Source organism: Lactococcus formosensis (genome assembly GCF_018403745.1).
Lineage (GTDB): Bacteria > Bacillota > Bacilli > Lactobacillales > Streptococcaceae > Lactococcus > Lactococcus formosensis.
The window spans coordinates 88778-108416 of sequence record NZ_BOVP01000004.1 but is presented as its reverse complement, the minus strand read 5'-3'; the positions used below and the strand labels follow the sequence as shown (position 1 = coordinate 108416).

Annotated in this window: 21 protein-coding genes and 1 riboswitch; all 21 genes read right to left on the bottom strand. The window is 37.3% G+C overall.

Going from position 1 to position 19639, the window contains the following annotated elements; genetic code table 11:
* Nucleotides 1-308: 308 nt before the first annotated feature.
* The gene (gene dltD, locus KJS37_RS05915) at nucleotides 309-1598 is read right to left on the bottom strand and encodes a D-alanyl-lipoteichoic acid biosynthesis protein DltD (protein WP_213496341.1); all 1290 of its coding nucleotides are present in this window, start codon (nucleotides 1596-1598) and stop codon (nucleotides 309-311) included.
* A complete protein-coding gene (gene dltC, locus KJS37_RS05910) occupies nucleotides 1585-1827 on the bottom strand; it encodes a D-alanine--poly(phosphoribitol) ligase subunit DltC (protein WP_004257293.1) in 243 nt (80 codons plus the stop codon). The genes dltD and dltC overlap by 14 nt, the downstream gene beginning before the upstream one ends.
* Before the next feature lie 27 nt (nucleotides 1828-1854).
* The gene (gene dltB / locus KJS37_RS05905) at nucleotides 1855-3069 is read right to left on the bottom strand and encodes a D-alanyl-lipoteichoic acid biosynthesis protein DltB (protein ID WP_165712181.1); all 1215 of its coding nucleotides are present in this window, start codon (nucleotides 3067-3069) and stop codon (nucleotides 1855-1857) included.
* Nucleotides 3069-4571, bottom strand: coding sequence for a D-alanine--poly(phosphoribitol) ligase subunit DltA (dltA, locus tag KJS37_RS05900; RefSeq protein WP_213496340.1), 1503 nt, complete (start codon nucleotides 4569-4571; stop codon nucleotides 3069-3071). The genes dltB and dltA overlap by 1 nt, the downstream gene beginning before the upstream one ends.
* A gap of 12 nt (nucleotides 4572-4583) precedes the next feature.
* Nucleotides 4584-4718 (bottom strand): teichoic acid D-Ala incorporation-associated protein DltX, encoded by a 135-nt coding sequence (locus KJS37_RS05895; RefSeq protein ID WP_080567254.1) that lies wholly within the window; start codon nucleotides 4716-4718, stop codon nucleotides 4584-4586.
* Between the two features lie 52 nt (nucleotides 4719-4770).
* The gene (locus tag KJS37_RS05890) at nucleotides 4771-5712 is read right to left on the bottom strand and encodes an alpha/beta hydrolase (protein ID WP_213496339.1); all 942 of its coding nucleotides are present in this window, start codon (nucleotides 5710-5712) and stop codon (nucleotides 4771-4773) included.
* 163 nt (nucleotides 5713-5875) lie between these two features.
* Nucleotides 5876-7132, bottom strand: coding sequence for a glutamate-5-semialdehyde dehydrogenase (locus KJS37_RS05885; protein WP_213496566.1), 1257 nt, complete (start codon nucleotides 7130-7132; stop codon nucleotides 5876-5878).
* Nucleotides 7132-7956 carry a glutamate 5-kinase gene (gene proB / locus KJS37_RS05880; RefSeq protein ID WP_213496338.1) on the bottom strand — a complete coding sequence of 275 codons (825 nt, stop codon included), beginning with the start codon at nucleotides 7954-7956 and terminating at the stop codon, nucleotides 7132-7134. Before proB ends, KJS37_RS05885 begins: the two co-directional genes overlap by 1 nt.
* A 120-nt stretch (nucleotides 7957-8076) precedes the next feature.
* Nucleotides 8077-8415: a YxeA family protein gene (locus tag KJS37_RS05875; RefSeq protein ID WP_213496336.1), complete on the bottom strand. Its 339-nt coding sequence runs from the start codon at nucleotides 8413-8415 to the stop codon at nucleotides 8077-8079.
* Nucleotides 8416-8551: 136 nt separating this feature from the next.
* Entirely contained in the window at nucleotides 8552-9190 is a 639-nt protein-coding gene (thiE, locus tag KJS37_RS05870) for a thiamine phosphate synthase (RefSeq protein ID WP_213496334.1), read from the bottom strand.
* Nucleotides 9183-9983, bottom strand: a complete 801-nt coding sequence (gene thiD / locus KJS37_RS05865; RefSeq protein WP_165712175.1) for a bifunctional hydroxymethylpyrimidine kinase/phosphomethylpyrimidine kinase — start codon at nucleotides 9981-9983, stop codon at nucleotides 9183-9185. Before thiD ends, thiE begins: the two co-directional genes overlap by 8 nt.
* Nucleotides 9976-10740 (bottom strand): hydroxyethylthiazole kinase, encoded by a 765-nt coding sequence (gene thiM, locus KJS37_RS05860; protein WP_165712174.1) that lies wholly within the window; start codon nucleotides 10738-10740, stop codon nucleotides 9976-9978. The genes thiD and thiM overlap by 8 nt, the downstream gene beginning before the upstream one ends.
* Before the next feature lie 68 nt (nucleotides 10741-10808).
* Nucleotides 10809-10912, bottom strand: a riboswitch (TPP riboswitch).
* A 145-nt stretch (nucleotides 10913-11057) separates the two neighbouring features.
* Entirely contained in the window at nucleotides 11058-12143 is a 1086-nt protein-coding gene (gene rsgA, locus KJS37_RS05855; protein ID WP_213496332.1) for a ribosome small subunit-dependent GTPase A, read from the bottom strand.
* A 177-nt stretch (nucleotides 12144-12320) separates the two neighbouring features.
* A complete protein-coding gene (gene rbsU, locus KJS37_RS05850) occupies nucleotides 12321-13208 on the bottom strand; it encodes a ribose/proton symporter RbsU (protein ID WP_165712172.1) in 888 nt (295 codons plus the stop codon).
* Nucleotides 13209-13233: 25 nt separating this feature from the next.
* Complete coding sequence (gene rbsD, locus KJS37_RS05845) at nucleotides 13234-13629, bottom strand: D-ribose pyranase (RefSeq protein WP_213496330.1); 396 nt, start codon at nucleotides 13627-13629, stop codon at nucleotides 13234-13236.
* Between the two features lie 11 nt (nucleotides 13630-13640).
* Complete coding sequence (rbsK, locus tag KJS37_RS05840; RefSeq protein WP_213496328.1) at nucleotides 13641-14549, bottom strand: ribokinase; 909 nt, start codon at nucleotides 14547-14549, stop codon at nucleotides 13641-13643.
* Nucleotides 14542-15534 (bottom strand): LacI family DNA-binding transcriptional regulator, encoded by a 993-nt coding sequence (locus KJS37_RS05835; protein WP_213496326.1) that lies wholly within the window; start codon nucleotides 15532-15534, stop codon nucleotides 14542-14544. The genes rbsK and KJS37_RS05835 overlap by 8 nt, the downstream gene beginning before the upstream one ends.
* 151 nt (nucleotides 15535-15685) lie before the next feature.
* Nucleotides 15686-17008, bottom strand: coding sequence for a dihydrolipoyl dehydrogenase family protein (locus KJS37_RS05830; protein ID WP_213496325.1), 1323 nt, complete (start codon nucleotides 17006-17008; stop codon nucleotides 15686-15688).
* 77 nt (nucleotides 17009-17085) lie between these two features.
* Nucleotides 17086-17358: a GNAT family N-acetyltransferase gene (locus KJS37_RS05825; protein ID WP_165712168.1), complete on the bottom strand. Its 273-nt coding sequence runs from the start codon at nucleotides 17356-17358 to the stop codon at nucleotides 17086-17088.
* Nucleotides 17359-17376: 18 nt separating this feature from the next.
* Nucleotides 17377-17637, bottom strand: coding sequence for a (4Fe-4S)-binding protein (locus tag KJS37_RS05820; protein WP_165712167.1), 261 nt, complete (start codon nucleotides 17635-17637; stop codon nucleotides 17377-17379).
* 23 nt (nucleotides 17638-17660) lie between these two features.
* The gene (gene spxB / locus KJS37_RS05815; protein ID WP_213496324.1) at nucleotides 17661-19454 is read right to left on the bottom strand and encodes a pyruvate oxidase; all 1794 of its coding nucleotides are present in this window, start codon (nucleotides 19452-19454) and stop codon (nucleotides 17661-17663) included.
* Between the last annotated feature and the right edge of the window lie 185 nt (nucleotides 19455-19639).

Below are 19639 nucleotides of genomic sequence, written 5' to 3'. Positions count from 1 at the left end.
AATCAAAAATAGATGTCACTTTGTTTGCAACATTTCGTTTCCCTCCTTTTTCTTTAGTTTAAAAAAGATTAAACATTAAAGTAAAATGATAATTACTTTAAATTTTTTCTCTTTCTCCTAATTTAATAATACAAAGATAGAGGGATAAGTCCAAATGTTTTTAATATTAGATTGAGTAGACGATTTTTAACTTCATAGAATAAAATAGAGTAAATTAAGCATTTTCTATCATAAAAAATGAGAACATGTCCAAGAAATCGGACAAATAAAAAACGACAATTGAATATTGTCGTTTTTTAATTTATTTTTTATCTATTAAGAGAAGCTTCCTTATCTCCATTGGCCCATTCTGTGCTAAGAAATTGAGCATTGTCTATCTTATATGCTGTTTTAGTTGGATGTTTCATAAATTCCTCGATTTTTTTGTCTAAAGCCACCCAACCACGATTATTCAAGTGGATAGTGTCCCCAATATAGTACTTTTCATTGAATTTATTTGTCATGTCATAAATGTGATGGAAACCTTGGCTGTTAAGTTGATATTTAATTTTTGCGCTAAACTCCTGTAACATATCATAAGAGAGCCCTGTATACTGGTACCATGCTCCATTTACAGGTGGAATAACGAACTGCACATCATTATTATTTTTTGCAAATTGATTTAAAAGCTGCTGAAAATCAAGATATTCCGGACTTCTCAGGTAACTCACTTCCTTCATCACTCCTTTACGTTCTTTAAAGACCTTTTGAAGATTTCTTGACCACACATGGTCAACAATTTGAAATTCATTATTTGCTGAATTTGCAGCTCCTCGTTCATATGCTGCTTGATCCAGTTTTTCAAAATCTTTTGTGTTTGGTAATTGTTTACTGATTCGCTCTATCTTTTCGTATGAATTTTCTTGCCTACCGCTGAGCTTTGATAAGCCCGTAAAAAGAGAATCTTGTTTCGTCCAGAACTGATTTGCAAGTTTAATTGAAATCTGGTTTATACTGTCGATTTTTTTACCATTTGCTAGAGCTTTTAGTGCATGAGTAACAACAATATCCTCAGGAAAATCTTTAAAATTCAAGAGGCGTTGAGCGAGTTTTTGTGTCGCGACATCTTTTGGTGAGGCAGATTGTAACCACGCATATATTTCACCTTTAGAAACAAATTGACTTAACTCAGGTGTACCAATACCTTTACGTGTAAACCATTGTGGACTGATGATAAAAACAATCTTACGGTTATGCAATTGCTTTTCAACAGAATTCAGATAGAAAAAGTGTGTTAAGGATTGGGTCCCGGGTTGACCTGCTAGAAAAGGCGTAAAACCTTTATTATTTTTCATAAAGAAACTACTTGGGTGAAAAGGATCAATATGTTCCAGCTCAGAAGAGCCTAAAATTGGCAGATAATGCGGGTTAGAGAATGCTTGTGATTTAATCGCATAGCTTACAAAGCCTGTCCGATTCTTAGGATCAGTCGCAAACTCATCAAGTTCATGCTTATTAAACTTAGGGAAAACCGTGAGAGGAGAAAAGATGAGTATCACTAGCAAAGTAAGGGCCGCAACTAAAGGTGCGAGTTCTTGAAGTACCTTATCTTTCTTCATCCATCTTTTCCTTGATACGATCGGCAATTTTATTTGCTGTATTCCAGTCGTCACGATCCATTTCAGAAGGTGGTAAACTTAAACTAAAGGCATTTTCAAGCTCAACAATAAGCATAATGGCTCTCATAGAGTCAAGAATGCCTTCTTCAAAAAGATCCATATCTAAATCTTCACGAAACTCATCTGTGCCAGCAACTTCTTCAATGATATTTAATACTTCATTTTTCATATTTATTCTTCTTTCTTCTATTGTTGTCTAAAAATTAGGTAAAGGACTACCAAGTCCATTGATTGCATGCATTATAGCATAATTAGGAATTCCTGAAAAGATAAGGAAACTGACCATAACGGCATTAAAAGTGATAAATATTGCAGCTCCACGTGTCCACATATTATCAGGAATATTCCATTTGTGCTTCTTCTTCATTCGCTTCCAGGCATCATAAATGATCATCAGGCAGGCATGATAAACACCATATAAGATATAGTACCACGTTAAACCATGCCAGCATCCCATAATAAACATGTTTACTAAGTAACCCACGTTTGAGATGGTCACCATATTTTTGGACCATTTTTTAACCATCATCCACTTTACTAAACGCATAAAGACAAAGTCTCTGAACCAGAATGATAAAGAGATATGCCAGCGTTGCCAAAAGTCGTTAATATTTTTTGCGAGAAAGGGTTTATTAAAGTTAATAGGAATTTTATATCCCATAATCAAAGAAACGCCCATCGCAAAAAGAGAATAACCTGCAAAGTTGAAAAAGAGATAAAAACCGTAAGCGTACATGCTCCCCATCATATTCCACAAATTGGGATGCAATGTTGCTTTTATTGCTAAATCATGCAGAAAATAATGTGAGATTAGATAAGAAATGATGAAATTATATAGGAAACCTTGGAAAATATAGAAAATCCCTTTTCCTAAATACTCCGAATACTTATCTGTCAGTGGCGCTTCTAGCTCTTTTTGGAAACGTCGAAAACGATCAATTGGCCCTGACGAAATAGTGGGAAAGAAATAAAGAAAATAGAGATATTCCTTTAAGGGAACTTCTTTAATCAGGCCATCGCGTAACTCAAGAATTACACTTACAGTTTTAAAGGTCACATAAGATATCCCTAAAAAACCAAGGATAGATTGTGGGTGCATCGGGTCCAATAAGGGTGTCACCTTAACAATTGTTAAAGGTAGTAACGATGCAATCACTGCTAAAACGAACACCCAAGTTTTGTTTTGGAGTTTTCGATAGTGCTCGTAAAGCTTGATTAAAGTTGTTTCAAAAATACCAAAGCCCAGAAGGGACCAAAGACTGACTTTACCGCCGAAACTGATCCAGAGAAAGGCAATGGTCAAGATGACTTGATAGCCCATCCATTTTTTTCCGTAGGCGTGTGCCATGATAAGTGGAAGCAGTGCTAACCCTAAAATCACAAAATAAAAAGGAGTTGCATATGGTTCCACTAGTTCTTACCTCCAAGGACTTGTTTGGTTAAGGTCTTTCGGTCAATTTTTCCATTGGGAGTAAGCGGGAAATCATCAAGATAAATGAATTTAGTCGGCATCATATAATCCATAATCGTATTTGAAAGTTGTGCCTTGATTTTTTTATTAAATGCGCGTTCTTCAGCCTTAGTTTCAAAACTTAAAGAAGAATGGATGACCGCTATTAATCCTGTTACTTTATGTGCAGCATTTTCTTGAGGCACCACTAATGCTTTTTCAATCTCAGCAATTTCATATAAATGTGCTTCAATATCCTGCAACTCAATCCTAAAACCATTGAACTTTATTTGAAAGTCGATACGACCATTATAGTTTAGAACCGAATTTTCATCAAAATAGCCTGAATCTCCTGTGTGATACGCTTTCTTGCCTTCATACTCAAAGAAGACTTCTGCTGTCTTCTCCGAATTTTCAAAATATCCCTGAGCTACAGAATCCCCAATAATAATAATTTCATCATCAATGATTTGGATTTCAACACCTGGCTTTGCAGTGCCAATAGGCAAGCGCTTATAGTCCTGAAGGATTGTTTTATCAACTTGAATACTTGTTATAGCACCTGTAGCTTCGGTTGGTCCATAAGTGTTCCAAACTTTTGCATGTGGGAACTTGTCGAGCAGCTTCAATGCCGTTTTGTGCGTTAATTCCTCGCCACAAAAAATGAATTGCTGTAAATCTGGATGATTTTCTTCAACAAATGATGGATCAAGCAAGCATATTTCGATAAAGGATGGAGTAGAAACCCAGGTATAAATCGTACTTGAATTAAGTCGTTCAAAAAGTTTTTTGAAATTCGTTGTCTCCTCTTGACTAAGTGAAATCAAGGTCCCACCTGTTGTCAAGCTAGGATATAAACTGAAAATTGATAAGTCAAAGCTATATAATGCTTGGGACAGAAAGTGATTATTTTCGATTATAGAAAAATCCTTATTCATCCATTTAGTGAAGCTAAGTAAGTTATTATGTGTTACTGCGACACCTTTTGGAAGTCCCGTTGTGCCCGAAGTATAGATAATGTAGTTAATATCCTCTCCGCTCACAGCTTGACGACTGTCAATCTGTGAAAAATCGAAATCGATATTTTCTTGGTATTCAGTATAAGATATTCTTGATGTAAAAAGTTGGGAAAACTTCTCTTCAAGTTCCACTGTATGTATGACTAAAGAAGGGTTTGCAGCTTGCATAATCAGCTGAGTTCTCTCAAAAGGTGTATGGGCGTCTACAGGAATATAGGCCCTCCCTGTAAGTGAAACACCGAGTAGTGCAGCTAATGATAAAAATCCGTTTTTACCAAATACAATAATTGGACGTTCGGAGATGGGCATTGCAGATATTTTTTGAGCTACCTGTGATGCTGCATCAAGCAATTGATGATAAGTATAATCTTGGTCGTGTTCGACTATCGCTAAACGCTCCGGGTATTTTGTTGCTCCGGATAAAATTTCGTGAAAAATGTTCATGACATCTCCTTTCTAAAATTCATTGTAGATAAAGTGTGCGCCTCCTGTTTTACTATAAGAATAAAGATAAAGTAGAATTAAAATAACTACGAAGTAAAACAGTGTCTTTCCCAAAAAGATGAATAATTTTTTATATTTTCTATTCATAATATATAATTGTACTATAATTAAATTGTCTGTAAACTTACATTTTGGTAAGTTAAGTTGAATGGTAGAAAACCTTCTCGATATAGTCTTGTGCTGCAGGCATTTTACAAATCGAACCATGAGAATATCGTTCTCCTGGGCTATTTGTATAGGTGAATTTTTCCGTTATATTGCCATTTTTTTCAAAGAGGTTATAAACAGAAAAGAGATCCGACCAAGGAAGAACACCATCAAAATCAGATCCAATAGGCGTATCTAAAGCCATGAGATAGACATGGATGTCTTTATCCATTTTTGAGTAATTTTTCTCAAAATAGTTATAATCAGCGCTTTTGTTTTCAGGTCCATTTTGATATAGGCTTTCCATGGACTCGTTGGTTCTTAACTTTTCTTTGCGATTAAATTCACCATCTAAGGCAACAAACTTTTTAGCAGGAGGTAAATTTTTATCTTGCGAGTAATTGATCAAAAATTGCATAGCTCCACCTGCACCTGAAGAATAGCCCACAATATTATACCAAGGGACATTATAGTGTGCCGCTAGATATTCTATTGTAGCTTTTATCGCATACTGATAGATTTCGTGATCATTTGTTCCATGATCTGTCCCAACAGCAATAGCTGGATATTTATTACTAGCATCAATTTTTCCAGTAATTTTTAATTTATATTTATTTCCTGTTTCCGCAATTACAGTGAGGCCTGGTTTTGCGGCATTATTTTTATTGGTTACTGCTTGAACTAAATGACTGATATTGTTTTTAGGACTGCCACTTGAGCCAGTAACATACAGTGTTGGGTAAATCGTAAGCTCTGACTTTAGTTGTTCTTCCGTTTTTTTAATCACGCGCGTACTTGGCTCACCAGGGCTTGCCTTGGTCTGTTGATAATATAAAGCAACACCTAAAACTCCAATTACCGCGGCAATAAAAACAAAAAATGTCACACTTAACATATCGATTCCTTTCTTTCTCTCCTGCGCCCTTTTTTTCATATGCACTCCTTATATTTAAAAGCAAGGTTTATTCTCTTGAGCTAAGAAATCTCCAACTCATACACTCATTTTTCTTTCTATTTTATCTTTTTTCACCCAACTATTTCCTTACTTTTTTGTAATAAAAGAACGGCCCTAAAAGACCGTTCTTTAGTTAAAAATATTAACGGATTTGACCATTTCCGTCAATTAGATATTTACTTGAAGTCAAAGCTTCTAGTCCCATTGGACCACGTGCATGAAGTTTTTGAGTGGATATTCCGATTTCAGCGCCAAGTCCAAAAACAAAGCCATCTGTAAATCGTGTCGATGCGTTTACATACACTGCTGCAGCATCAATCTCCTCTTGAAATTTTTGGGCATTAAAGTAATCTTTAGTTACGATACTTTCTGAATGACGACTCGAGTAACGGTTAATATGATCAATCGCTTCATCCAAATCGTTGATTATTTTCACTGACATAACGTAATCTAAGTATTCTGTACCAAAGTCTTCTTCGCGAGCAGCAACTGCTAAGTTTCCATCACAAGCTTGGAGAATTTTCAAGGAACGTTCATCCGCTCTAAACTCAACCTCATGTACTTTTTTCAAAGCTTCCTGCAATTTAGGTAAAAATTCAGCAGCGATTTGCGCATGCACGACTAGGCTTTCAGCAGCATTGCAAACACTTGGGCGTTGTGTTTTAGCATTAACAACTATTTTTGTAGCCATCTCTAAATCAGCAGTTTCATCAACATAAATAGTGCAGTTTCCGACTCCAGTTTCTATAACAGGAACTGTTGCTTTTTCTTTTACGCGATTAATCAATCGGGCAGAGCCACGCGGAATAAGCACATCTAAAAATTGATCAGCCTGCATCATCTTTTCAGCTTCTTCATGACTAGTATCCGTGAGAAGCTCTACGGTACTGGAGTTAATTCCTTGCTTACGTAAGCTTTCTTTAATAATTTCAACTAGGACTGTATTAGAATGTATGGCGTCTGAACCACCGCGCAAGAGAACACTATTCCCTGTTTTAAAACAAAGTGAAAAGGCGTCAATTGTCACATTTGGGCGACTCTCAAAAATCATCCCAACCGTACCAAGCGGCACTCGTTTTTGGACAATTTTTAGTCCGTCAAGATTTGTAAAGCCTTGTAAAACTTGTCCGATAGGATCAGGCAAGTCAGCCACTTGACGTAAGCCAAGTGCCATATCCGAAATTCTTTCTGGCGTCAATCGTAAACGATCTACCATAATATCCGAAATACCATGTGCTTTGGCTTTAAGTAAGTCTCTTTCATTTTCAGAAATAATCCGGCTTGTGTTTTGAATGAGAGTATCTGCTAGGAAAAGCAGAAAGTTGTTTTTTGTTGCAGCAGATAGTTTTGCTGCTTCTTTGCTTGCTGCTTTGACTTTTACTCCTAAATCTTCAATCATCATACATCTTCTTCTTTCTCAATTTTTTGGTGAAAATATGTCCCAATTTCTTGTCCAGCAATAATATCTTTTATCTCACGGATGCGTTTACCATTGGTCAGAACCATCTCCTGCTGGTTTTCGAACAAAATTTCTGCAGCGGCGAGCTTAGAGGTCATCCCACCTGTACCAAAACGACTCCCGGCTCCCCCCGCCATCTGTCGTAATTCATCCGTAATGTCATGGATTTCTTTAAATATTTTAGCATTATCATAAATATTGGGGTTTTTATTATAAAGCCCATCGATATCAGAAAGCATGATGAGTAAATCAGCATCCACTAGCTTTGAAACAATCGCTCCAAGCTTATCATTATCGCCAAATTTTGTTTGATGATCCATTTCATCGACAGCTATAGCATCATTTTCATTGATAATAGGGATGATTCCCAGAGAGAGCAGCGCATTCAAGGCATTTTCAGCATTATTTGAGCTCAGTGGAAAATCGGTAACATCCCGTGTTAATAAAAGTTGTGACACTTTTTGAGAATAACGACGAAACATTTGCGTGTAAAGACTCATCAACTCTACTTGACCAATACTTGCTAAGGCTTGTTGCTGTGCAATATCTTTTGGACGTTCATTCATCCCAAGGACGTTTAACCCTGCTCCGATAGCTCCTGAAGTTACTAAGATAACTTCATACCCCTTATTATTTATATCGGATAACACAAAAGCCAGTTCATCTATATTTGATAAATTTATCTTCCCATTCGGTAAAATCAACGAGCTTGTACCAATTTTTACTACGATTCGTTGTGCTTTTAGTATATTTTTTCTTGTCATAATGCTTAATTATACCAATATCTGAGCACAAATACACTTATATACCTCAATTATTGCAAAAAATTAGAAAAACCACACAATCAAGATTATGTGGTTAACGAATAACTTTAAAATTTAACCCTATAACTTTATCTTCTCTAATGCCTTTGGCGGAACACTTCTTTCTTCTACAATATTCCAACGTACAACCTTGTCGTGATTTACGTGAGCCATGATATACACTCCTTCACGTAATGGCTCTGTACGTAAGTATATATCTTTGAATTCTCCTTTACTATTTGATGATTTGAAGAGATAGACGTTTTCACTTTCTGCATCATGAGTTTGTCTCTCTGGGGCCATCTTATTCTCCAAAGTAACCCTGACGTAATAGTCCGTTGTATTTAAAATATGTTTGAAAGCAAAATAGCCTCCACAAAAAATAATTGATATAACAGTTAGTCCAATAAACCTTTTCATGATTTCTCCACTAGTCTTATTTACTTATAGTATACTAAAACATAAGTTTATTTTTAAGGGTAATTTGAACATTCTTGTTTTTGTGTTTACTAATAAGTAATAAGAGGAGACTTTTTATGATAAACACTATTTTTATCTAAAATAATGTGTGGATTTTTCTTACGATATTTTGTGGATTTGTTGCTCTTGTTAAAAGCGAAATGACTGCCACTCCATCTAAAGGCATTTGACTCAGTGGATTAAGTGATTCAACAGTAATCCCCCCAATACCTATGATTGCTTTTTCATTTACACGAAGCAACTGAGAAAGTTGTTCCTCCCCGAGTGGTTCAGCAGCATCTGATTTACTGCTTATAGGGTAGATAGGACCAATCCCAAGATAATCTGCTTCACTTTCTTGTGCAGCTAAAAGTTCCTGTTTATTTCTAACCGAAAGCCCAATATATTTTTGGAGGCCTAGCTTTTCACGCGCTTCTGCAACTGCTCTATCTTGTTGTCCCAAGTGAACCCCATCTGCTTGGATTTTGCAGGCCAGCTCTAAATCATCATTGATAATAAAAGGGATATGTAAGTCCTTTGCTGCTTCTTGGAGTTTTAAAACAGTGGCCATTCGTTGGTTTTGACTCCTGTAAACTGTACCTTTATCACGGAATTGGTAGGAAGAAACTCCTGCCTCAAGAATTTCAATGATTTTTTCAACTGCTTCTTCTATAGACAACTCGGGAAAATTTTGGGGCCCCGCAATAAAATAACATGTTAGAATTTCTTTATTCATGGTAACTCACCCAATGATTCAAAGGTCCATGCCCATGACCAACATCAATACTTTCTTTTATTGCGTTTGTGATAAAGGATTTTGCATGAGGCAAAATATCAAGTAGTTCTTCTCCCTGTGCAAGATGAGCTGTAATATATGAAGAAAGCGTATCTCCTGTCCCATGTGTCCTATTTGTATCAATTCTTGAAGCAGAATAACGCATAATTTCACCGGATTCTGTCAATAATAGATCTGTAACAGTTTCGCCCGCTGAGTGGCCTCCTTTAATGAGAACATTTTTCGTCCCCAAACTTTGCAAATCATAAAGTGCTTGTCGGATTTCTTCCTCACTTGAAATCGGACGCTCTAGAAGTACTTCTGCTTCTTGAAGATTAGGCGTAATGAGTTCTGCCAAGGGGAAAAGTTCTTTTTTTATGCACCTGATAGCCTCATCTGAAAGAAGAACGGCGCCTCCTTTCGCGACCATCACTGGATCAACTACTAAATGTTGGGGTTGATAGCGTTGAATCCCTGTGATAACAGCTTTAACTTGAGCTACATCAAACAGAGCCCCTGTTTTTGCAGCAGAAATATCTAAGTCAGAAAACACTGAATCAAATTGCGATAATATAAACTGAGGCGCTACACTTGAAATCTCTTGCACCCCCAGCGTATTTTGAGCAGTCAAACCGACAACAATCGTAGCCGAATATACTTTTTGACTTTGAAAAGTTTTTACATCTGCGTTAATCCCTGCTCCTCCACTTGAATCAATCCCAGCGATTGTTACAACTTGTGGTACCTCAATCATTATTTTCCTCCACTTGCTTTGCACTACTATAGATATTATTTAATAAGGCAGTGATAAAGTCACCGGGAAGTTCTTTGACTTGTAGTTCTGCCTGGATTCCAGATTCACTAAAAAATTTAGCAGCCTCATAAGAAGCTTCAAGGAAGTGAGGATTAACAGCTGAAAAAGTAGCTATTGCCGCAGTTAGCATATCTCCACATCCAACATTTATTGCAAAAAGTTCACTACTCGTATTCACATAATACATATTCGTTCCATCTGTGATGACATCTGTTTGGCCTGTCTGAACAATGACAGCATTTGTTTTTTTCGCTGCAATTTTTGCATTATTACTGCTGCTTGTCGTATCAAGTGAGTCAATCCCTCTACTCTTTACTTCTTCTTCAGCAAACCAAGCAATTTCAGCAGCATTTCCTCGAATAATATCGAAATGGATTTCGGATAAAAGTAGCTTCATAACTTGACTTCTATAAGGAACGTGTACAGCAACGGGATCTAAAACAACAGGAATCCCTTTTTCATTTGCTAAACGTCCCGCTGCAATGAAAAGTGGTACATCTTCTTGTCTCAAAGTACCTGTATTTAAAACAAGTGCACTTGCAAGTGTAAGAAGATCTTCAATTTCGTCCTTTTCGGACGACATTAAAGGTGAAGCACCTAAAAAACTTACAAGATCAGCAACTCTTTGGACAGTAACACTATTCGTAAGACACAAGATTAAAGGTCTTTGATGACGAATTTCTGTTAAAGTTGACATAAAAAAACTCCTTTGTAAACACAAGGAGGGAAAAGCAAAAAACATACCACATCAAGCTATATAAACTAAAAGTAGTAATGACACATCCCTTCGCAGGTCTTAACCCGAGCAGGTTTGATGGTTTTTCTCAACTGATAAAATGATTATTTTATCGGTACCCATTGTGTTATGATATTTATTTTTTTCTATAGGATTATATTTCATATAGAAATTAATTTTAGTATAACATACTGTGTCTTAAAGATAAAGCAAGCGCTCATATTTTTATTGCTTCTATCATAAAAAAGCACTGATGAGTAAAAATCAGTGCTTTTCCTTTAGTAGTAACGTTTATTTTTTTGTTTTAGTGCTTTACGGGCATTTTTCATGCCACCAACTTCCTTAAACATTGTGTCAAGTTTTTTTCTTTCAATTTCTCTGTTATTTAGACCTGCATAAGCTGTTTCTTTTAGTAGCTTTTGGTAGTTTGAAAAACGTTCAAATGAAAGTTCACCTTGTGCAAGAGCGTCTTGAATAGCACATGCGGGTTCATTGCCATGCTTACAATCAGAAAACTTGCACTGCGACACTAAAGCTTCAATATCTGAAAAGCTCTCACTAAAGTTAGCCTGATCTAAACCAACTTCACGAATCCCTGGTGTATCAATCATCATAGCTCCTAAAGGTAGTTTAAATAGCCTACGTTGCGTCGTGGTATGCTTTCCTTTACCATCATTGCGTAAACCATTTGTTTTTAACGTGTCTTGTCCTAGTAATCCGTTAACCAATGTTGATTTACCAACTCCAGATGAGCCAATCAAAACAAGAGTTTCTCCAGGCGTGATATAGGTCTGTAAAGGAAGATAGCCGTTCTCCGTTTGCGAAGATGTCAAAATAATATCTACACCAAAACTAATCTTTTGGAGTTCTGCTTGTTTTTGTTCCACATCCTGTGCCAAGTCTGTTTTGGTTAATACAAATACAGGAAGTGCTCCAGATTCCCATACAAGAGCTAAATAGCGTTCCGCTCTTCGGAGATTAAAGTCTTCATTAAGCGACATACAAATGAAGACTTTATCTATATTAGCTGCCATGAGTTGACGCTCCTGCGTCTCTCCTGCTGCTTTACGGATAAGTGCTGAATAGCGTGGTAAGCAACGCTGAATTTGCGCGTGTCCAGTAGAATCTGTTTCTCGATCTAAGAGAACGAAATCTCCAACTACTGGAAAGTCAAGTGATTCTGATGTTTCGAAACGGTATTTCCCTGATACTTCTGCTTTGACTTCACCTGATTGAGTAGCGACGTTGTATTGATTACGCATCTGTTCAATCACACGTCCGGGATAAAGATCTGGATATTTAAGGGCCTCTTTTTTAAATTTTTCTGTAAAGCCTAAAGTATTTAATGTATAGTTTGTATTCAATTTTATTCCTCCAAAAAGTTTTAATGACTTATTGGGAGGCAACATGGTTCAGACGAGAGCAAGTGCCTCCCCATGTCTTACAATTTCCTTATTTACTCGCATAATTGCTCCTTTCTCTTACTTCAAGTATAGCATATCTTAATATAAAAAATACAGCCTTTACCGCTGTATTTTTCTTTAGATAGTAACAGTTATTGAGGCTGCAATAATGATTAAGACCAACCCAATAATGGTTAAAAGCATTTCTTTTTTTGTTTTTCTTTGGTTTAAGAACCAGATACCTGTCAATGTTGCTAAAACAACAGATGTTTGAGAGAGAATAAATCCAGTTGCCAAGCCATTCATATCAGGTTGAGCAGAGATAAGATAAGTTAAAGCTGCAAAAGCAAAGAAGAAACCTGAGATAATATGTTTGTATGATACACTTTCAAAGATTGCCATTTTTGTCTTCTCTTTGAAAGAGATAACTATACTGTAAATAAGAGCGGTCAAAAGCATACCAATGGCTTGTGGGAGAAAAGCTTCTTGACCTGACAAATTACTTGCTTGAGGCGCAGCAGAGTAGCCCCAATAACCAATAGCACCAATAGCTAAGAAAATAACTACTTTTCTCAAAAGACCTGTACTTGCTGGTGTTTTTTCTTCAGACCAAACAGTCAAGCTCGCACCAAAGATAATAAGAATAAGAGAGAAAGCCCCCAAAATTTTTGCACTTACACCAGGCCAGTTTCCCAGAGCAACGACACCCCAAAGTGAAGCAGCTAAGAGTTGGAAAGCTGTAGTAATTGGCATTACTTTAGAAGAACCAATCAAACTAAAGCAGTAGAAAGTAACGATTTGTCCTGCTGCCCAACCGATACCAGATAAAATACCGAGGAATAAATCCATGCCTGAAGCTAAATGAATGCCTTGTGACATTGAAAAAACTAGGGCAAAAATTAGAGTACCTAAAGTTGAACCAAGAATTTGGTTGACGGGTTTCCCACCAATTTTTGAAACGATTGTTGGGTAAAGCCCCCAACCAAGAAGCGGGCCAAGGCCAATTAATAGTGCTGTTGTATTCATGTTTTTGTTTTTCTCCTATTTGTCTTTAAAATACGACGTTACTTTCTAGTAAGATATTTGCGTAAGGTGTCATTTCCCCTGTACGAATAAAGGCATGACAATTATTCAACTCTGCCTTCATATCGTTATGCGGAATAAATTCGACCGGTGTATCAGGTAAACGATCGATGATTTGAGCTAAAACTGTTGGGTTATTTTCTTTTATCTCTTCAGCAAGGTAGATTTTTTGAACTTCAAGTTCTTCTAAAACGTTATTTAACACATCCATAAAGCTTGGAATACCGTTATCTACAGCCAAATCAATTTTTTCAGTCCCTTTCGGTACTGGCATCCCAGCATCACCAATGCTGAGTTTGTCAAAATGGCCCATTTGAGCAATGACACGTGAAATATCAGAATTTATAACTTTTGTTTTTTTCATTTGAAATACTCCTAATCCAGTTCATTTTTGTAGGGAATTGAAGGTTGTGCACCGTATCTTTGTACAGTAAGGGAAGAAGCTTTGCTACCATAAATAATAGCATCCTCAATATTACTGAAATCTGCTTTTAGGACGGTACTTAAGGCACCTATGAAAGTATCACCTGCAGCTGTTGTATCAACAGCTGCTACCTTGAAGGCTGGAATAATACCAGCTGTGCCATCTTTGATATCGTAGTAAGCCCCTTTGCTTCCTAAGGTAATGATTACGGCTTCAATACCAAGATTATGGAAATAATCTGCAGCAGCTTTTAGACTATCATTGTCTTCTACTTTAATGCCTGTTATAAGTTCAGCTTCAGTTTCATTGGGAACAATGATATCGGTTGTAGCTAAGAGCTCTTGTGGAATATCCGTTCTCGCAGGTGCGGGATTGAGAATAGTTCTAACATCATTTTCTTTAGCAAGCTTAAAGGCAGTAACTGTACTGTCAAGGGAGCTTTCAAATTGTGCAATCAAAAAGTCGCTATTTGTAATAATATGTTTTGAGTTTTCAACGTGATCAGGCGTAAATGCATTATTTGCTCCTGAGAAAATCATAATGCTGTTTTCTCCAGAATCATCCACAGTAATAAAGGCTTGGCCGGTCGACTGGCTTTCTAAAAGTTGAACAGCAGATGTATCAATATCTTCATACTCTAAAAGCTCACGCATCATTTGCCCAGCACCATCTTTACCAATAGCGCCAATAAAGAAAGTATCAGCGCCAGAACGCTTTGCTGCTACCGCTTGGTTAGCACCTTTACCGCCACCGGCAGTAAAATGTTCTTTTGCATGTAAAGTCTCACCTGGTTTCGGCATGTTGCTTACTCTCAAAGTTGTATCCAAATTGATACTTCCAATAATTGTAATCTTATTCATTTTCGTTCTCCTTTATTTTTCTTGTACTGCCACGTTCAACATAAAAAACTTTAAGTTTAATCTGTTTTTGGTCAATCGACTGATTATTTGCCAGCTTATAAATTAATTGAGCTGCCTCGTGTCCCATTTCATAAGCGGGTTGATGAATTGTTGAAAGAGCGGGGGAAACGTATTTGCTCATCAAAATATCATCATAACCAATCAGCTGGATATCTTCAGGAATATGTTTATTTAGTCGATGGATCTCCTGCATATATGCAACTGCATGAACATCAGAAGGCAAAATAATCGTATCAAATCTTCCTTTCCCTTTTAGAAGTTCTTCTGCTTCCGCTTGGATTTCTGAAAAATCATAACTCATACTTTGAAAAACTTGATAGTTCACATCTGCTTGATTTAAGTAGGTAATACTTGAACTAAAGCGTTCATTCGTATTATCGGTTGTCAATGGACCTCGAACAACTGCGATATGCTGCGCACCTGCTTCTACTACAGCCTTGGCAGCTAGAAAACCCCCTTGACTGTTGTCCGCAAAGACACCAAATTCGCTTTTCTTACCTACGCGATCTACGGTTACTGCTGGTAAATCAAACTCAGGAAACTCTTCCTTAAAGTCAACCGTTGTGATTACACCAGCAGCATTGCTTTGAACTAAAAACTGAAGATAGGATTTAATGATTTCACGATCTTCATTAACATTCCCTAAAATCAGTTGGTAGCCTTTTTCTCTAAGAAATTCTTCCACTCCTTTCGCCAACATTGGAAAGAATGGATTGGAGATATCTGGTAATAAAAGGCCAACCAGGTTACTTTTTTTACTCTTAAGAGACTGAGCCGAGATGTTAGGTGAGTAATTCAGGTCCTGAATCGCTTTTTTTATCTTTACTTCTGCTTCTGAGCTAACATATCCTTTGTGTGTGATATATCTTGAGACAGTGGACACGGATACACCAGCTTTCGAGGCAACCTGTTTGATTGTAGCCAATAGACCTCCTTGTGACATAATGTGGAAACGTTCTCACATATTACTTAACTATTGTAATCGCTTGCTGTAAATATGTCAAGTATAAACTAAAATTTATTAGATTAATTAAAAAAACACAAAAAAGAGCCTCAGGCTTGGCTCTTTCTGCTTTTTAGTCATAAAGATAGAATAAATCACTGGCAATTGTGGGATAAGCCATGATCATATTTTGAAATTTGTCCAAATTAATAGCTTGATTAATGCAGAAATTCAAGATATTTACAAGTTCTTCTGCCACGGTCGAAAGCAGTGTTGCTCCAAGAATTTCATTTTTATCATTTACAATAACATTAATTTTTGAAAGAGGGTCAGCTATGCGCTTATAGGTGTACCAACCCGTCATATCTATCTTTTTCTCATTTTCTTTATCAAGAATTTGGGTTTGACCGATTTGGGCGAGCTTGCTGGATCCAAAAATAACGGTAGGAATGGCCGGATATTGGATACCTTCAATTTGACCATCCTGTGTAAAATAACGTGCAAGGTATCTGGCCTCAAAACCGGAAACAGGGGTTAGTTTGGGTTGCTTTTTATCTAAAGCATCTCCGATAGCATATATATTTGGATTATTAGTTTGTAAAAATTCATTGACTAAGATACCTTTAGGCGTTGTTTTTACCCCAACAGCGTCCAGATTTAGGTCTTCAATATTGGAAATACGTCCGACTGCTGAAATAACACCATCAGCGGTGGCTTTGCGATTGTTTTCACTAATGATTACTATTCCTGATTCAGTTTGTTCAAGCCTTTCAGGAGAGAAGTTGTCGATAAAGGTAATGCCTTCTTTTTGTAATTGCTTAATATAAGAAGTTGCAAAATCGTCAGCAAAACCTCTAATTTTTAGTGCACCATGTGTAAGGATAGAAACCTCAGATCCCGCTGCATTAGCGATTTGCGCTAATTCAAGTGAGACATAACCTGAACCTAGGAAAACAAGACGTTTGGGAAGCTCCTCTAGCTCTAAGAAGTCATTGGAAGTCAGTAAATACTCATTACCAGGAATATCCAAAACCCTTGGTCGTGCACCAGTTGCTAGGATATAGTTATCCGCAAAGTATGCCTTACCCCCGACATCTAGATGTCCATCGGTCTGAAAACTTGCTGAGCCATAAACATTTTCAATGCCTGCGCTTTTCAATCCTTGTTTAGTGCTTGAAGGAATGGCATCACTATATGCTCTTTTTCGAGCTAGCATCTCTTGCCAATCAATTCTAAGATTACCGTGTAAACCAGCGGATACGAGATTTTCTGCTCTGTACTTTGCCTCGACAAGTGCCATCATAATCTTTGTGGGATCACAACCATAGTTCGGACAGGTTCCGCCCCATTTATCCTTTTCCGCAATTAGGACAGATGCTCCTTGCTCTTTGAGTGCATAAGCTAGTGCATTTCCTCCAGGTCCTGCACCGACAATAATATAGTCATATTTTTCCATATCTGCTCCTCCAACTTTCTCTTAAGTCCATCATAATAGGAAAAGAGCCAAAACGCTACTGTCTTGACTCGCTTTGCCTATTTTAAAATGTCCTGTAATTCTTCTTTGTGCGCTCTAAAATACTTTGCTGCATAAGGACAAGTCGCTTGAAGTTTGAGGTCTTCTTTACGTGCTTTCTCAATTCCTGCCTTTAAAAGCAACTGAGCGAGACCTTGACCTCGGTATTCAATAGCCACACCTGTATGAGTGATAACAATATTGTTGCCCATTTTCATATATGTCATCTCTCCGATGCGTTCATTATTGTCATTGTACAAGATAATGTTGTTGTCTTCCTCAACAGTTTTCATAGTATTCCTCTTTCCTTTTTACTTGATAAATTTTAGTGCTCCAGATGGACAACGATTGATAATCGCTTGATTGTCAATTTTTTCTCCATTATCTGGGATAATCCATGGTCTACGCCCCACTTCCCAGACAGCTGCATTACCACGTACGCATTCTCCTGCATGCTCACAAATTTGAGCATTATAATAGATATCCATTTCCTTCCCACGATAACGTCGGTAACCTGCTTGCTCCAAGTTTTCATCAGTTGTTGCTTGATTGTTAATTTTTGAATTGTCCATTTCATTTTCACCCCTTAATGTGATTAGAAGCCCCCCAAGTCTGTCGCCTTTCCTGCCTCAACTAAACCTTCTTCCTCCATATAAACAGCAAAAGGTTGTAATTTTTTAGCATGGAAACGTTCTTTAAAAGTATCAATAGTTTCTTGTGAATAGTGTTTAGGATCAAGCTGCAGACGTTCCACTGGAATAGGACTTTCACCCGTAATTTTAGCATCAATAAGTACAGGTAAGCCTGATTCAACCAACTTCATTGCTTGGGCAAAAACATCGTCCAACTCTTCGACTTTGTTAACTGTAAAGCCATGAACGCCCATTGCCTCAGCAACTTTTGCAAAATCAATCCCAGTAAATTCCACCCCAAGATAACCTTTATTAGTCGTTTCTTGCTCATCTTTGATAAAACCAAACTGTTGATTAGAGAAAACGACATTAATAATTGGTAATTTTTCTTGAGCTTGAGTTGCTAAATCTTGCATAACCATTGAAAAAGCACCGTCACCTGAAAGTGACCACACTTGACGATTAGGGAAATCTAACTTGGCCGCAATCGCACCTGGAAGCCCAACACCCATTGTCGCAAACAGACCAGAAGTGCGCCAAAGTTGACCTTTACCCATATGCAAATGACGAACAGATGTCATCGTAACATCTCCAACATCAGTTGAAAAAAGTGCATCCTTTTTCGCGACTTTATTAATAGCATGATAGACCTGATAAAGATTCAACGGATTTTCTTTATCTTCTTCTAGGGTCTGCGTATAACTTTTCCAGTTCATAATGTTTTTTACATTAGCACGCCACCAAGGTGTCTCTTCTTTTTCCCTCATTTGTTGAGAGAGAGCTTTCACAACTTTTTTAGCATCTGCTAAAATGCTGAGTTCTGTCCGTTGTCGTTTGCCTAGTTTTGCAGGATCAATATCTACTTGAATCACGTGTTTCACATGTTCAAACATATTCGTAACATCGATAAAAGGTTGATTCGTTCCCAGCATTAAAACCGTATCTGCGTTTGCAATAGCATCATTAGCTGGTTTTCTTGAAACTCGAGTAGGCGATCCAAGAAAAGCCTCAAAGTCATCATCCACAATATCAATAGCCAGTGCGGAAACCATTACTGGTGCTTTAATTTTTCTTGAAAGCTCCATAAGTTCAGTCCCTGCGCCACGCATCCCGATACCAGAGAAAATGACAGGACGTTCAGCATTTTGTAAAATTTGCATCGCTTGCTCAATAGCCTCTTGCTTGGGTTCAGCAAGTTCCGGTTGGATATAAGCTTGACTTGCATCAAACCATGAATCTTTTTTGATTTCTTGCCAACCTAAATCAACAGGAAGTTGAACTACAGCCACACCTTTTTTGCTGTAGGCTTGACGAATCGCTTCGTCAATAATATGAGGAAGCGATTGTGCGGTCATGACCACACGATGGTAGACTGAAACATCAGCATAAATAGGATCTTCATTCATTTCTTGGAAAGTATCCATATTCATGCCAGTGGTGCCAAATTGGCCAACAATTGCCAACAGAGGAACATGATCTTCTTTTGCATCATATAAACCGTTCATCAAGTGCGTTCCGCCAGGTCCTGCAGAACCGAAGGCTACACCGATATGTCCTGTAAATTTAGCGTGCATGCTTGCAGCCATCGCACCTACTTCTTCATGACGGACCTGCACAAAATGAATACGCTCTTTTTCTTCTAAGAGTGCATCCATCAAAGAATTAATGGAGCCACCTGGCAGACCATAAATATCTTTTACTCCCCAATTTTCAAGAACTTTAACTGCTGCAACACCAGCTTTTATTGTTTCTACCATTACGATTTCCTCTCATTTCTAAAAACTTAAAATATGAGTGACCGAAAATTAGATGATAAATTACTGCTCTCTAGAGAAAGCCTTTTCATTTTCTTATACACTAATTATACTACGAAATAGTCTGAAAAGGTAAAGATATCCGGAAAATAACTTTTTTAAGAGAGTGGATTTTCGATACACTTTTT